This window comes from Streptomyces sp. NPDC053069 (genome assembly GCF_044546895.1).
Taxonomy (GTDB): Bacteria; Actinomycetota; Actinomycetes; order Streptomycetales; family Streptomycetaceae; genus Streptomyces.
This window is the reverse complement of sequence record NZ_JBITZN010000014.1, coordinates 228,322-242,017: the sequence shown is the minus strand read 5'-3', so window position 1 is coordinate 242,017 and position 13,696 is coordinate 228,322. Positions and strand designations below refer to the sequence as shown.

The following is a 13,696-nucleotide window of genomic DNA, read 5'->3' as shown; positions in this document are numbered from 1 at the left end:
AGCGGGTGCGGCTCCCTTGCCCGGCCCCGGTGCCGTCAGCATGCCGTCAAGGGCGTCCCGAACACCGTAAGCGTCCCGTCAGGGCACCTCCGGTACGCCCCGGCACCGGGCATAACCTCGGCACCGCGCCCCGGCACCGCCTCCCCGCGTCCGGGGCACCCAGATCCCTCGCTCCCTGCCGAACCGGGAGGCACCCCATGGCAGAACTCCGCTACGGCGAAGACCCCGAGCCCTCCGATCCGTTCCCGGCCGGACCCCTGTACGTCCCGGTCCGGCCGGGACCCTCCGGGTGTGCGGCCCGGCTCTTCCGCACCCCGCTCGGCGACCGTACGGCCGTCGGCTTCACCACCGAGCGCCGGCTGTCCGCCGCCCTCGGCCCCGGCCGGCCGTGGATCCGCCTCGCCGAGCCCGCCCTGCGCGCGCTGACCGCGCCGCTCGGTGTCACCGCCCTCACGGTGGACCCGCGGTTCACGGCCCCGCCCGCCGCACCGGCCGCCTCCGAATCGCCCGCGCTGCGGGCCGCGTGAGGGAGCGGACACGATGACCACGGTTCACGAACACCCCACCGCCGCCGAGCTGTCGGTGTGGCCGGCCTCCACCACCGAGTCGCCGTACGGCGACCTCGCCGTCGGCGGCGTACCCCTCGCCGAGGTCGCCGACCGCTTCGGCACCCCCGTCTACGTCCTGGACGAGGCCGAGGTCCGCGACCGCTGCCGTGCCTATCTGAACGCCTTCCCCGACGCCGACGTCCTGTACGCGGCCAAGGCGTTCCTGTGCCGGGCCATGGCCCGCTGGACGGCCGAGGAGGGACTCGGCCTCGACGTCTGCTCCGCCGGCGAGCTCGAACTCGCCGTCACCACCGGCTTCCCGGCCGAGCGGATCGTGCTGCACGGCAACGCCAAGTCCCCGCGCGACCTGGAGACCGCGCTGCGTCTCGGCGTCGGCCGGATCGTCATCGACAGCCCCGCAGAGATCGCCCGGCTGGCCGCCGCCGTCGGCCCGGACGGCCGGCAGAAGGTCATGATCCGGGTCGCCCCCGGAATCGCGGCAGGCGGCCACGAGAAGATCCGCACCGGCACGGACGACCAGAAGTTCGGCCTGTCCATCGCCGACGGCCACGCCCAGTACGCCATCACCCGCATCCTCGACCAGCCACAGCTGGAACTCACCGGACTGCACTGCCACTTGGGCTCGCAGATCACCACCGTCAAGCCGTACCTGGTCGCCGTACGCAGGCTGGTCGGCCTGATGGCCCGCCTGTACGAGCAGCACGGCCTGGTCCTGCCCGAACTCGACCTCGGCGGCGGCCACGGCATCGCCCACCGCCCCGGCGAACCGGCCCTGGACCTGACGGCGCTGGCCCGCAGGGTCCGCGCGGAACTCGCCGGAGCCTGCGCCACGGCCGGACTGCCGGTGCCCCGCCTGATCGTCGAGCCCGGCCGGGCGATCGCCGGCCCCGCCGGAATCGCCCTGTACCGCGTCCTGTCGGTGAAGCGCACGGGCGACCACGTCTTCGTCGCCGTCGACGGCGGCATGAGCGACAATCCGCGTCCGGCCCTGTACGGCGTCCGGTACGCACCGCGCCTGACCGGCCGCACCGGCACGGCGGAACGCGCCCGGGTCACCGTCGTGGGCCGGCACTGCGAGGCGGGGGACGTCCTGGCCGCAGACGCGGAACTGCCCGCCGACGTCCGCCCCGGCGACCTGCTCGCCGTCCCCGTGGCAGGCGCGTACCAGCTGTCCATGGCCTCCGGCTACAACCTGGTCGGCCGCCCGCCCCTGGTAGCCGTACGCAACGGCCACGCCCGCCTCCTGATCCGCCGCGAGTCCCTGGCGGACCTCCGCAGCCGCGATGTGGGCCTGTAGAACTCCGAGCAGCGTCCGGTCAACCTGAGCGTTCCGGCTGCCGCCCGGTGCGTGCGCCGATACAGTGCTGGGACCATCGGGGGAAAGACGACGACCGTGGACGAGCTGACATTCACCGTGACGACAGTGCTCGCGGCACTCCTCAGTGAGGCGTCACAGGACACCTACGCCAAGGCCAGGGATGTCATCCGGCGTGCCGTGCGACGCGGTGACCGGCGGGACACCGGCGTCGTACTGGAGCGGCTGGACGAGGATCGAGCGCGTGTGGAGCGGTGCCCGGCGGCGTACCGCGACGAGGAGGCGCGCAGTGCGGCAGCCGCCCGGGCTCCCGCTCTGGAGGAGCTGATGCGAGGGGACCCGGTGGCCTTTGCGGAGCTACGGGCCCTTACGGGGGCGGATCGGCCGACAAGCGTGATCAACCAGCACAATCACGGCCAGGGCACGTTCATCAACGGCAATGTCCAGGGCGGCCTCACGATCCATCACGGCGCGACGCATGGCCGAGAAGCCTGAACCCCTGAGACAGCGGGAGCAGCACAACCACGGCCCCGGCATCTTCATCGCAGGGCATGTTCTGGGTGACGTGCATCATTACGCGCCGTCCCCGCAGGAAGGGCATCCACCCGACCTGCCTCCGAAGGGGGCCGGCACCCGCACCGATGGGAGGGCGTCCGATGCTCAGGAGACCGCCGGTGGCAGGGGCGCCGCATACGGCCCGTTCGGGTCGCTGATGGGTTGTTCCTTCGCCGCACTCCTGCTCTTCGCGGCTGCGGGCGTGGGAGTGGCAGACACGTTCGCCGCGCGTACGCCGACAGCGGATCGGGTCCTGTCGGTGCCCGTGGCCGCAGGCCTGGCGATCGGTGGACTGGTGCCCCTGGCGTTCGCGCTCGCCGCGCTTGCCGAAGTCTGCGCCGCGGGCGCCGGTAATGCAGCCGGCGCGGCGGTCGCACGAGGAGAGGCGGGCAGGGCCGGCGCGGCTCGGCTCAATCTGCGCCACGCCCGGCTCCTGGCCCGGACAGCCGACAGGAGCGCGGTGCTCGCAGGGTATGCGGCGGCACTCGTCGGGTTCCTGGCAGTGGGCAGAAGAGCGGCGGATCGCGCGCAGGAGGCGTCGGATGCGGCGGTGAAGGAGCTGGAGAAGGCCGAGGCCGCATGGAGAGGCAGCGTCACCTGAACGCCCTGCTCACCTGAACGCCCTGCTCAGGTGAGCGCCCCCGCTGTGGCGCCTGCCGCTCTCCTTCGGCCTTTACCGGGCACGGCCTGTGCTGGATGCTGTGTCGGGTCGTCGGTTGATCTCGGGGGAAGCGCCGTGCGCATAGTTCTGCTGGGCCCTGTCCAGGTGCAAAGACACGGGGACGGCGCAGACGGTCCGCCGCCGGCCGTCGTCTCGGGGGCCCGGCTGCGCATGCTGTTCGCCCGGCTTGCCCTGGATGCCGGGCGGCCGGTGTCCGTGGACGCGCTGGTCGGCGGTCTGTGGGGCGAGGACCCGCCGGCCGAGGCGGGCAACGCGCTGCAGTCCCTGGTGTCCCGGCTGCGCAGGGCGCTGGGCGGCGTGGCCCGTGTGGAGTCCGCCGCCGGGGGCTACCGGCTCACCGCCGACCAGGCGATGGAGGTCGACGCCGCCCGGTTCGAGGAACTGGCCGCCGAGGGGCGCAAGCGGTGCGCGGAGGGCGACCACGACGAGGCGGCGGCCGTACTGCGCGAGGCGCTCGGGCTGTGGCAGGGCGAGGCCCTCGCCGACGTACGGGAGGCGCCCTTCGCCGCCGCGGTCGTCACCCGCCTCGACGATCTGCGGGTCGCGGCGGCGCAGGACCTCTTCGAGGCCGAGCTGCGGCTCGGCCGGCACGCGGAGATCCTCGCCGACCTGGGCACGGTGGCGGCGGCCAACCCGCTGAGCGAGCGCCTGGCCGAGCTGCGGATGCGGGCCCTGTGGGCGGCGGGCCGTCAGTCGGACGCCCTCGCGGCGTACGAGGAGATCCGCGAGCGGCTCGCCGACGAGCTGGGCGTCGATCCGTCGGCCGGCCTTCGGGAGACCCATCTCGCCTTGCTGCGCGGAGAGTTGGCGCGCCCGGCGGCGGCCCGGCCGCACACGGTGGCGAACCCGCTGCCGGCCCGGCTGACCAGCTTCGTCGGCCGCGAGCGCGAACTGTCCCAGCTGGCCGCGCTGATGGCCGCGTCCCGCCTGGTCACCATCGTCGGCCCGGGCGGCGCGGGCAAGACCCGGCTGTCCCTCGAAGCCGTCGGCCGGGACCGGGCCCAGGAACGCGGCCGCGTCCGGTTCGTGCCGCTGGCCGGGGTCGGGGCGCCCGACCAGCTGGCCGACGCCGTGCTCGGCGCGGTCGGCTCCACGGACGGTGGCCTCTACGACGCCGGACGCACCCAGGGCGCCGCACCGGTCGACCGGATGGCCGAGCTCCTCGACATCGGCGACGCCGTCCTCGTCCTCGACAACTGCGAACACCTCGTCGACGCCGCCGCCGAACTCGCCGGGCAACTCCTCCAAAGGCTCCCGCAGCTGAGGATCCTCGCCAGCAGCCGGGAACCCCTCGCCATCGACGGCGAGGCACTGTGCCACCTCGGCCCGCTCGACGTACCCGCCGGCGAGCCGGAGCCCGCCGAGGCGGCCCGGTCGGCCGCGGTGCGGCTGTTCACCGAGCGGGCCGCGAGCGTCCGGCCGGGCTTCACGCTCGATCACGCCACGGTCGGCGCCGTGGTCGAGATCTGCCGGCGGCTCGACGGGCTGCCGCTCGCCCTGGAGCTGGCCGCCGCCAAGCTGCGCTCGATGGGCGTCGACCAGATCGCCCGCCGCCTCGACGACCGGTTCCGGCTGCTGACCTCGGGCAGCCGCACCGCCCTGCCGCGCCAGCGCACCCTGCTCGCGGTCGTCGAATGGAGCTGGGACCTGCTCGATGCGCCCGAACGGATCCTCGCCCGCCGGCTGTCCGCGTTCCCCGGCGGGGCGACGCTCGCCGCCCTCGAAGCGGTCTGCGCGGACGCGGACCTCCCCGCCGACGACGTCCTCTACATCCTCGACGCGCTCATCGAGAAGTCACTGGTCGACTCCTCGGACTCCGCGCACGGCGAGCCGCGCTACCGGATGCTGGAGACCGTACGCGCCTATGCCGCCACCCGGCTCGACACCTCCGGCGACGACCTCACCGGCCGGTTCACGCAGTACTTCCTTGCCCTCGCCCAGGAACACGAACCCCGGCTGCGCACCGGCCGGCAGCTCGATGCCATCGCGGTGTTCGACGCCGAGCACCCCAATCTGGTGCATGCGCTGCGCTCGGCCGTGGACGCCGGGGACGGGGGCCTGGCCGCCCGGTTCGTCGGAGCGCTGTCCTGGTACTGGGGTGTGCGCGGCATGAGTTCCCAACTGGACTCGGCGCTGGCGGAGTTGCAGACCCTCGGTGGTACGACGCCCCGGGCGGGCCTGCCGGTCGCGGACGTGGACTCGGCGGGCGCCCGCGAGTTCCGCCCGGCCGGGCTGTTCCTGCGCATCTCCCAACTCGCCACGTCCGACGACGAGTCGGAGACCCCCGAGGGCCGCCTCGCGCGCTCGCTGCGGTCGCCCGACCCATGGGTGCGGGCCAGCGCCCACCTCGCGTACGACTTCGTCCTCACCGAGCAGGGCGATCTGCGCACCGGTGCGGCCTCCCGGCTGGCCGCGCTGCGCGGCTTCGAGGAGGTGGGGGACCGCTGGGGCCTGGTGATGAGCCTGCTCCCCATCGGCCGCGACCACTCGCTGCGCGGTGAGTACGCACAGGCCATCGCCACCTTCGAGCGGGTGGTCGCGCTCAGCTCGGAGCTCGGCACCGACGACTACCTGGACCTCGGCCGGGTCCGCCTGGCCCGCGAACGGCGGCGCAGCGGCGACCTGGCCGGCGCGCGGCGCGACCTGGAGTGGGCCCAGGCCCAGGCCAGGGAGCGGGGCCATCGCCGCCTGGAGGCCAACATCGTGGCCGGCATGGCCAATCTGCACCGCAGGGAAGGCGATCTGGCGGGCGCCGACCGGGTCCTCGACGCGCTGGAGTCGTTCGTCCGCAGCCGGTCCCTCCCCGCGGAGTCGGCCCGGGACCTGATCATCAGCACCCGGATGGAGAACCGGCTGGCCGCAGGCGACGCCGCCGGGGCGCGGGCCCTGCTGCCCGAGGCGGCCGGCGGGCTGCTGGCCCAGGGTGCGGGAGCGGGCCTCGCCTGGGTCGCGGAGCTGCTCGGCGGGCTGCTCGCGCTGGAGGGCGACCCGGCCGGTGCGGCGCGCTCGCTGGGCATGAGTCAGGTGATGCGGGGCGCGTTCGACGAGGGGGAGCCCGAGCTGCGCGAACTCGTCGAGCGGCTGACGGGGCGGCTCGGCGAGCAGGAGTACCGCGCGGCGTTCGACGAGGGCGCCGCGCTGTCACGGGCGGACGCGCTGCACCGGCTGGCCGGTGAAGTCGGCCGGCCGGTGCCGTCGTAGCGCCCCTGTTTTCCGAGGGAGTCGGTGATTACCCGACGTTCTTGCGGTAGGCGCGCATCGCCAGCGGGAAGAAGACCGCGACCATGCCGGCCATCCAGCCGAGGCTGCCGAGCAGCGGGTCCGCGACGGCGCCGCCGTTGAGCAGACCGCGCACGGTGTCGGCCATCAGACTGACCGGGTTGATGTCCGACCAGGCGTGCAGCCAGCCCGGCATGGTCCGGTCCGGCACGAACACGTTGCTGGCGAAGGTCAGCGGCAGGACCACGACCGTCATCAGGCCCTGCACCGAACCGGGCGTCTTGGCCAGCATGCCGATGTACACCGACAGCCAGGAGAAGCTCAGCGCGAAACCGATGAGCAGGACCAGCGCGGCGAGCGTGGACAGCGGGTCCGTCCCGACCCGGTAGCCCATGATCAGAGCGAGGACCAGCAGCGTGCCGAGGCAGATGGCGTACCGCACGAAATCGGCGAGGACGGCGCCGACGAGCGGTGCCGAGCGGGCGATCGGCATGGACCGGAACCGGTCGAACATCCCGGTGCTCGCATCGGCGTTGAGGGAGACGCCGATGCCGATACTCGCCTGGAAGACGGTCATCACCATGACCCCTGGCGTGACCATCTGCAGATACGCGTGGTCATGGCCGCCGGAGATGGCGCCGCCGAAGAGGTAGACGAACATCAGCAGCGAGATGACCGGCGTCAGCACCACGTCGGTGAGCTGCAGCGGCGACTTCATGAACTTGGTGGCGCCGCGCCCGGCAAGGGCGAAGCCGTGCCGCAGGGAGCGTGCCGCACCGACGCGCAAGGGGGCGGCGGCCTGGCGGGTGGTGCGGGCGGGGGCGATGGTCTGGGCGCTCATGCCGCGGTCCTCTCAGCGAAGGTGTCGTCGTTCTGCTGGGCGTCGGTGGTGCCGGGGCGGCCGGTCAGGGCCAGGAAGACCTCGTCGAGGCTGGGCAGGCGCAGCCCCATCTCGTCGGTGCCGATGCCGTCCGCGGCCAGACGGCGGGCCAGGGCGGACACCAGCAGGGGGTCGTCAGCGGGCACGGTCAGCAGCCCGTTCGTACCGTCCTGGACGGGGGCCGTGCCGGTGAGCTCGGTCAGCATCGCGGTCACCCGGGGCACGTCCTGCAGCAGCGACGGACGGACCTGGAGGATCTGGCCGCCGATCTGGCGCTTCAGCTCGCCGGGGCGGCCCTCGGCGACCACCCGGCCGCGGTCGAACACCGTGATGCTGTCGGCGAGTTGGTCCGCCTCCTCAAGGTACTGCGTGGTGAGCAGCACCGTGGAGCCGTCGTCGACCAGGCGCCGGACCACGTCCCACACCTCGCCGCGGGCGTGCGGGTCGAGTCCGGTGGTCGGCTCGTCCAGGTACAGCACCTGCGGCCGCCCGACCAGGCTCGCCGCCAGATCCAGCCGGCGGCGCATACCACCGGAGAAGGTGCTGAGCGGCCGGCTCGCCGCCTCGGTGAGCGAGAACTGCTCCAGGAGTTCGGCCGCCCGCGCCTTCGCGGCCCGCTTCGGCAGATCGAGCAGCCGGCCCAGCAGCACCAGGTTCTCCGTGCCGGACAGGCTCTCGTCGACGGACGCGTACTGCCCGGTGAGTCCGATGAGCTGCCGCACCCGCACCGGGTCCCGCACCACGTCGTGCCCGCCGACCGTGGCCCGTCCGCCGTCCGGCCGCAGCAGCGTCGACAGGATCCGTACGGTGGTGGTCTTGCCGGCCCCGTTCGGCCCCAGCACGCCGATCACCCTGCCGGCCGGCACCTCCAGGTCGACGCCGTCCAGCGCGACCATGTCCCCGTAGCGTTTGACCAGACCCTCGGCCCGGATGGCGTACGACATCTGTGCCCTCCCCATCTCTTCGCTCGCCCGCTCTCGCGGTCCTCGCTGCTCTCGATGAGGAAGACGGTGCCGGACCGTGCTGGCAGGCCACTGGCAGACCGCTGGCAGAGGCCGTCGAAGCCTGTCAGCGGCCTGGCAGCGACGGGGAGTGTTCCGGCCCCGGCACGCCCACGCCCGCGCCCGGTGCCTCGGTGCCGGTCGGCGGAACCGCCAAGGGGCCTGATCCATTTCCTGGATCAGGCCCCTGAGCCGGTACGGCACTGGCGGGGTCGCGGATTCCGCACGGCGCCCCGCCGGGTGCTGCGGAGGTCTCTCGTCGCCCCGGCCGGCTCAGCCCTGCCTGCGGCGGCGGAAGCCGGCGAACAGCGCTCCGCCGAGGAGGACGGCCAGTGCCGACGCCGTGGCCGCCAGCGGCACCACACGGCTCGTGCCGGTGTCGGCCATGGCCCCGTTCCCGGAGCCGCCCGTCACCGTGGCGCCTCCGGTGCCGGTGCCGGTGCCTTTGCCCTCGGACGTGCCGCCGGACCCCGCCGCACCGCTCGCACCGTCGTTGCCCGTACCGCCGTTGCCCGTACCGCCCTTGCCCGCACCGCCGGCGCCCGAGCCGTGGCCCGGGGAGCGGACGACGATCGCCGCGGTGTTGTTGCTCGCGTCGGGGTCGGTGCTCAGCGACGACACCTTGACCCGGCCCGGCTTCAGGGCGGCCGGATCGACGACGCGCAGGTCGAAGGTCCAGGTCATGTACTGGCCCGGGTAGATCCACGCCTCGTGGGTGTCCTGGAAGCAGAGGTAGTGGACGGCGCCGTTCCTGGGTGCGAACTTGACGCAGCCCTTGGGCGTGGTGACCGCTTCCGTCCCGGCCGGGAGGTAGACACGGGTCTCGTACGGCGGGTCCTCGCCCATGTCGCTGCCGAGCCACGCCGGCATCCCGGCGGGACCCTTGTTGCGCACACCGACCGTGGCCTTCACCGGGTCCCCGGCCTTCTTCTGCCGCACGGTGGTCCCCACGGCCTGGATGTCCGCGGTGTTGTCGACGTCGAACGCAATGGTCGCCTCGGTGTCGTGCGGCGTGGCCGGGGGTGCGGAGGCCGGGCGCGGCATGCTCATCACCTTCATGGAAGTCCCCGGCTTCACCTTCTTGGTGCCGGGGGTGCGCTCCAGCCGGTCGGGGACCAGGCCCGCGTCGGGGACCGTCACCTTGATCGTCCGCGATGCGAGCTGGACCCCGTGCGACTCCACGGTCATGCGGATCTCACCCGAGGCCCCGACCAGCGCGCCCTTCGCGCGCCGCAGACCGACCCGGAACTGGTCGAACCCACGGGGCACGAGCCCGTGGCCCTCCTGGCAGACCAGGATGTGGTCCGCCTTCTGCGGGCACGACGTCACATCACGTCGGAAGATCCCCGAAGCCATCCGCGCTGACGCTCAGCACGGCCCAGGACATTCCGCCGGCCTTCGACGGGGCCCGGTGGTGGCCCGTCGGGCTGCGGCAATCTGAGGGTCTGCCAGGCGTCCTCCAAAGCGCCATGCCGGCAGGGCACGGACGAGCTCCGGCGCGCCTGGCTGAGCGCGGGTCGTACACATCCGCACGACCCACCCGCAGAGCCGGACCCAGCAGCGGTACCTCTTTCGGGTCAACATCCCTACCCCACGGTCCCGTCTGATCACGGATATCCAGTCACTCATGGTGACTGGTACGGATGCGGTGCGTTATGTCGGGCTGTAGCGTACTTCTCGATTTACCGCAGCGTTGCGGTCCGGCCTTCGCAACGAACCGGCGGCGTACGACAGAACACACGGGGAGGGGAACCACGCGTGGCGTGGGAGGAGTGGGAGCAGCTCAAGGCAGCGGCGGCCGAACGGCACTCCACACGGATGCGGCTCGACCAGCTGCCCTGCGACCAGAACAGCACGAGTCCGAGTGTCGGCGGCGCTTCCGGCAGGCTCCGGTCCGACAAGAAGGCGTGGTCCCTGGCCGGCGAAGGCGTGGGCGACCTGCGGGACAACATCGGCAAGGCGCTGAAGAAGCTGGAGAACAGCCAGACAGGGCTCGGCAAGGGCTCCGGATGTCTGACCGCGGCGGCTCAGAAGAGCGTGCACGACTCCTGGGAACGCCGCGTCAAGGACATCGGTGAGCTGTGCGACGGGCTTGTCGGCGTGCTGGAAAAAGTGGGGCATGACCAGCTCAGGACCGACGAGGCCATCAAGGCCGAGATCGCAGGCTTGAAGGTCCACTCCGAGGACACGTCCGCCGCCGGCGGCACGGGCAAGGGCCGGTGATCCGGACCCATGGACCTCAAGAAACTCCAGGCCATCAACCCCTTCGAGTACGCGGACGCAGCGGACGGTTACCGGGCGATCAGTGACATGGCAGACGCGGCCAAGGACCGCGTCGACCAGCAGATCACCAAGGCCCTGCAGAAGGCCAACGAGGGCGAGGCGGCGGACGCGGCACAGAAGCAACTGGCCAAGCTGTCGCAGAATTTCCACTACACCCAGGTCGAGTGCGGCCTGATCAGCGGAGCACTCAACGGATTCTCGTCCGAGATCGCCGCCCCACGTCGCCGCCTGCTTGAGGCACTCGATGACGCGAAGGCGCTGTCGTACACCGTCAACGCAAATGGCAGCGTCGTGTATCCCGCCGGTGGCGAGAACGAACTGACCGGCGAGAAGATCTCCGGGGGAACGGTCACCGGGTTCAACGGCATCTACAGCCCCGCGCCCGGCCCGGACATGTCCGGTCTGCGCAGCCCGAATCCGAACCGCGCGAAGGCTCAGGACATCGCTGACCGCATCGCCCACGCTGTGCGGGAGGCCACGGAGATCGACGACAGCTACAGCAAGACACTGGGGAAGCTCAAGGCAGCCCCGGGGCTGACGGTCGACACCAAGACGTGGACGGACGTGGCCGCCGATGCCGACGCCGTCAGCTCGGCCGCGAGCGACTGCATCAAGGATCACGTTCCGCTGGACAAGTCGCCTGCCGACTGCAAGAAGTGGTGGGACAGCCTCAGTGATGAACAGCGCGACGAGTACAAGAGGGCCTTTCCGGAGATCATCGGCAACCTGGACGGCATTCCGGCCTCGGTCCGGGACGCGGTCAACCGCGAGAACCTGGACATTCTGATCGGCAAGCTCTCCGGTGAGGACGGCGACAGGGCCAAGACACAGTTGGACGCTCTGAGGAGCATCCGGCAGCAGCTGCAGGACAACGCCGCGAAGCAGCTGGTGGACCCCAAAGAGCCGCCCATGTACCTGCTGGGGATCGGCGACCAAGGACGTGGTCGGGCCATCGTTGCGTTCGGTAATCCGGACAAGTCGAAGAACGTGTCGGCGTACGTTCCCGGCCTGGGTACCGCCCTGGACACGGATTTCGCCGAGGGCGATGTGAAGCGCGCCTATGACACTGCCGTCGACGCCCGGAACATCGATCCGTCCAGCGCATCCATCGTGTGGCTGGGCTATGACGCGCCGCAGCTCGACGCTCCTCTGGACCCCGCCACCTTGGTGTCCGACACGGATGTCATGTCCACGCATGACGCAGAGCAGGGTGCGCCGGCGTACAACTCGTTCATGGGAGGGCTCGCCGCGACGAACGACCACAAGGACCCGCACCTCGTCGCGATCGGACACTCCTACGGTTCACGCCTCGTGGGCGCGGCAACGCAGGAGCCAGGGGGAATCCCCGGGGCCGATGACATCGTCCTCGTCGGGAGCCCTGGCACAGGCGTCCATCATGCGGAAGGTCTCGGGGTGGGAAAGGAGCACGTGTTCGTGGGCGCGGCCAAGAACGACCCCGTCACCCACCTGCCGTCGAAGAGGGAGGCAGCGGCGGGCACTGCCGGTTTCTTCGGCGGTGGTCCGGCCGGTGCGTACCTCTTGGGTGACATCGCGGACCAGGGCGACGACGACCTCTGGTTCGGCAAGGACCCGGCCAGTGAGGCGTTCGGTGCCAGGCGCTTCAAGGTGTCGGACGGCCCGGTGCCGGTGGTCGACGGGCAGGGGCTTACTCCGGCGCATTCCAACTACTTCAACCCGGCCAGGGACAAGGATCCTGTGTCCGCAGCCAACATCGCGGCCATCGTCGCGGACCGTCCTGACCTGGTGACCAGGGACCAATACCGATGAAAACTCGTGCTGTGGCCCTCGTGGCGTCGACTCTCATCGTTTCCGGTTGCGGCCTCATCGGCGGCAGCGGAAGTGAGGGAAGGAAAGCGGACGCGCCGAAGGAGACGAACATGAACATGCAGGAGGCGGCTGACCACGCAGAGGGGATCATCGATGCGACCCTCAAGGCGATCAACCCGTCGGTCGAAGTCATGCGGGGGCCGTCGAGCGACTCCAGCTGCAGAGACTTCAGGAACGACGGTACGGGGGCCGGGTCGGTGACCCGGCGGCGGTACGTGATGACGGTCATCTCGGCCGAACGGCGTGGCAGCTTCCTCGGTGTTGTGGAGCGGTACTGGAAGAAGGAGGGCTACAAGATCACGTCGGTGCGTAAGAGCGCCGACATGCCCGCGATCTTCGCGACCGCGTCCGACGGCTTCGAGGTCAGTCTGGAGTTCGGGTACAAGGGCCAGGCCGGCTTCCGCGTGAACTCGCCGTGTGTCGACGCGTCGAAGGTCACCGAGGCGCCCAGGAAGCCCCTTGATCCGAACTCTGCGGAATCCAAAGGGCTCCCGTACGTTCACTCCGATTTCTGGTCGGCGCGTACCCCTGTCTCCTCGGCCTCGCCGACGTCATCGGCGGGCGAAGGGTGAGCAGATCCCAGTCAGTCCACCCACACGGGTGAGCCAGAGCCGTCGGGCGCCAAACGGCCCAGCGCGTACGGCAGCAGCAACGGCTTGTGCGGCGCCCGGATGCCGTCCGGCTCCACTGCCCACGCGCGGCGCGCCCCAGCCAAACCATGACCGTGATCGTAGTGACGCCCCGCAGTACATCACGTTGTCCCGGGTCTGCCGCCGCCTGTGCTCCCCGCCAGCGCACCGACTCCTCCCATGCGTTTGCCGGCCCGCCATTCCAACGCCTGGGGTTCTTCGGTGAACTCGATCAGATGTAGTCCGGCGAACCGTTGCAGCGTGTCCCGCACCTCCGCCGGGGCGGCTCCCGGCGCTGTGCCGCCCCGTCGGCGACAGGGGCGGCACGTACGGCGTCAGCGTCGAAACGCTCGAGTCCATGCACGACCTGCCGTGGGGCACTCCCGTTGCCCGCACCTACGACCGCTGGAGCCCGCGCTGATGGGGCGCCCGGGTCCAGATCAGCCCACGGCTTCTGCCGGGCTCCAACTCGGCGTCCCCCAGCGGAGTGCGCTGTTGGCCGGGGCCCGAGCGCCGACTTGAATTTGCCTAGGAGAAGCCGAGCAAGATCTTCCCCCAGGCTTCTCCCAAATGATCTCCAGAAACCCGTCAGGGGTCTGATCCACTTGGTGAATCAGGCCCCTGACCTGGTATTACGGCGTTGGGGTGGCGGTATTGGAACCCACGATCTCTTTGTTCCGAACGCGATCCGGCCGTTTGTGACCTTGCTTCGGTC

At 71.3% G+C, this 13,696-nt stretch carries 11 protein-coding genes and 1 pseudogene; 8 read left to right on the top strand and 4 right to left on the bottom strand.

All coding sequences use genetic code 11. From position 1 onward, the window contains the following. Positions 1-197 precede the first annotated feature (197 nt). From ACIGXP_RS29730 to ACIGXP_RS29710, 5 genes are all read left to right on the top strand, one after another. Positions 198-527: an SAV_915 family protein gene (locus ACIGXP_RS29730; protein WP_363215610.1), complete on the top strand. Its 330-nt coding sequence runs from the start codon at positions 198-200 to the stop codon at positions 525-527. A gap of 13 nt (positions 528-540) precedes the next feature. Further along, positions 541-1,866: a diaminopimelate decarboxylase gene (gene lysA / locus ACIGXP_RS29725; RefSeq protein ID WP_399773485.1), complete on the top strand. Its 1,326-nt coding sequence runs from the start codon at positions 541-543 to the stop codon at positions 1,864-1,866. Positions 1,867-1,962: 96 nt separating this feature from the next. Further along, entirely contained in the window at positions 1,963-2,379 is a 417-nt protein-coding gene (locus tag ACIGXP_RS29720; RefSeq protein WP_399773481.1) for a hypothetical protein, read from the top strand. After that, positions 2,363-3,040 carry a hypothetical protein gene (locus tag ACIGXP_RS29715; RefSeq protein WP_399773478.1) on the top strand — a complete coding sequence of 226 codons (678 nt, stop codon included), beginning with the start codon at positions 2,363-2,365 and terminating at the stop codon, positions 3,038-3,040. Before ACIGXP_RS29720 ends, ACIGXP_RS29715 begins: the two co-directional genes overlap by 17 nt. 135 nt (positions 3,041-3,175) lie before the next feature. Next, positions 3,176-6,322 carry a BTAD domain-containing putative transcriptional regulator gene (locus ACIGXP_RS29710; RefSeq protein WP_399773475.1) on the top strand — a complete coding sequence of 1,049 codons (3,147 nt, stop codon included), beginning with the start codon at positions 3,176-3,178 and terminating at the stop codon, positions 6,320-6,322. A 28-nt stretch (positions 6,323-6,350) separates the two neighbouring features. Here ACIGXP_RS29710 and ACIGXP_RS29705 read toward each other — a convergent pair whose 3' ends face one another. The 3 genes from ACIGXP_RS29705 to ACIGXP_RS29695 form a co-directional block, all read right to left on the bottom strand. After that, positions 6,351-7,181, bottom strand: coding sequence for an ABC transporter permease (locus tag ACIGXP_RS29705; protein ID WP_399773473.1), 831 nt, complete (start codon positions 7,179-7,181; stop codon positions 6,351-6,353). Continuing rightward, positions 7,178-8,164 (bottom strand): ATP-binding cassette domain-containing protein, encoded by a 987-nt coding sequence (locus tag ACIGXP_RS29700; protein WP_399773470.1) that lies wholly within the window; start codon positions 8,162-8,164, stop codon positions 7,178-7,180. The genes ACIGXP_RS29705 and ACIGXP_RS29700 overlap by 4 nt, the downstream gene beginning before the upstream one ends. Positions 8,165-8,494: 330 nt before the next feature. Further along, on the bottom strand, positions 8,495-9,577 hold the full coding sequence (locus ACIGXP_RS29695; protein WP_399773467.1) for a hypothetical protein: 1,083 nt from the start codon (positions 9,575-9,577) through the stop codon (positions 8,495-8,497). Positions 9,578-9,979: 402 nt separating this feature from the next. On the opposite strand from ACIGXP_RS29695, the gene ACIGXP_RS29690 reads away from it, so the two are divergent. From ACIGXP_RS29690 to ACIGXP_RS29680, 3 genes are read left to right on the top strand one after another with little or no spacing between them, the layout of a single operon-like run. Next, positions 9,980-10,444: a hypothetical protein gene (locus tag ACIGXP_RS29690; RefSeq protein ID WP_399773465.1), complete on the top strand. Its 465-nt coding sequence runs from the start codon at positions 9,980-9,982 to the stop codon at positions 10,442-10,444. 9 nt (positions 10,445-10,453) lie between these two features. Beyond that, complete coding sequence (locus ACIGXP_RS29685) at positions 10,454-12,292, top strand: alpha/beta hydrolase (protein WP_399773463.1); 1,839 nt, start codon at positions 10,454-10,456, stop codon at positions 12,290-12,292. Positions 12,293-12,303: 11 nt separating this feature from the next. Beyond that, a complete protein-coding gene (locus ACIGXP_RS29680; protein ID WP_399773460.1) occupies positions 12,304-12,924 on the top strand; it encodes a hypothetical protein in 621 nt (206 codons plus the stop codon). 32 nt (positions 12,925-12,956) lie between these two features. Here ACIGXP_RS29680 and ACIGXP_RS29675 read toward each other — a convergent pair. After that, a pseudogene (locus tag ACIGXP_RS29675) lies at positions 12,957-13,072 on the bottom strand (restriction endonuclease); the annotation flags it as partial. Positions 13,073-13,696: the final 624 nt, after the last annotated feature.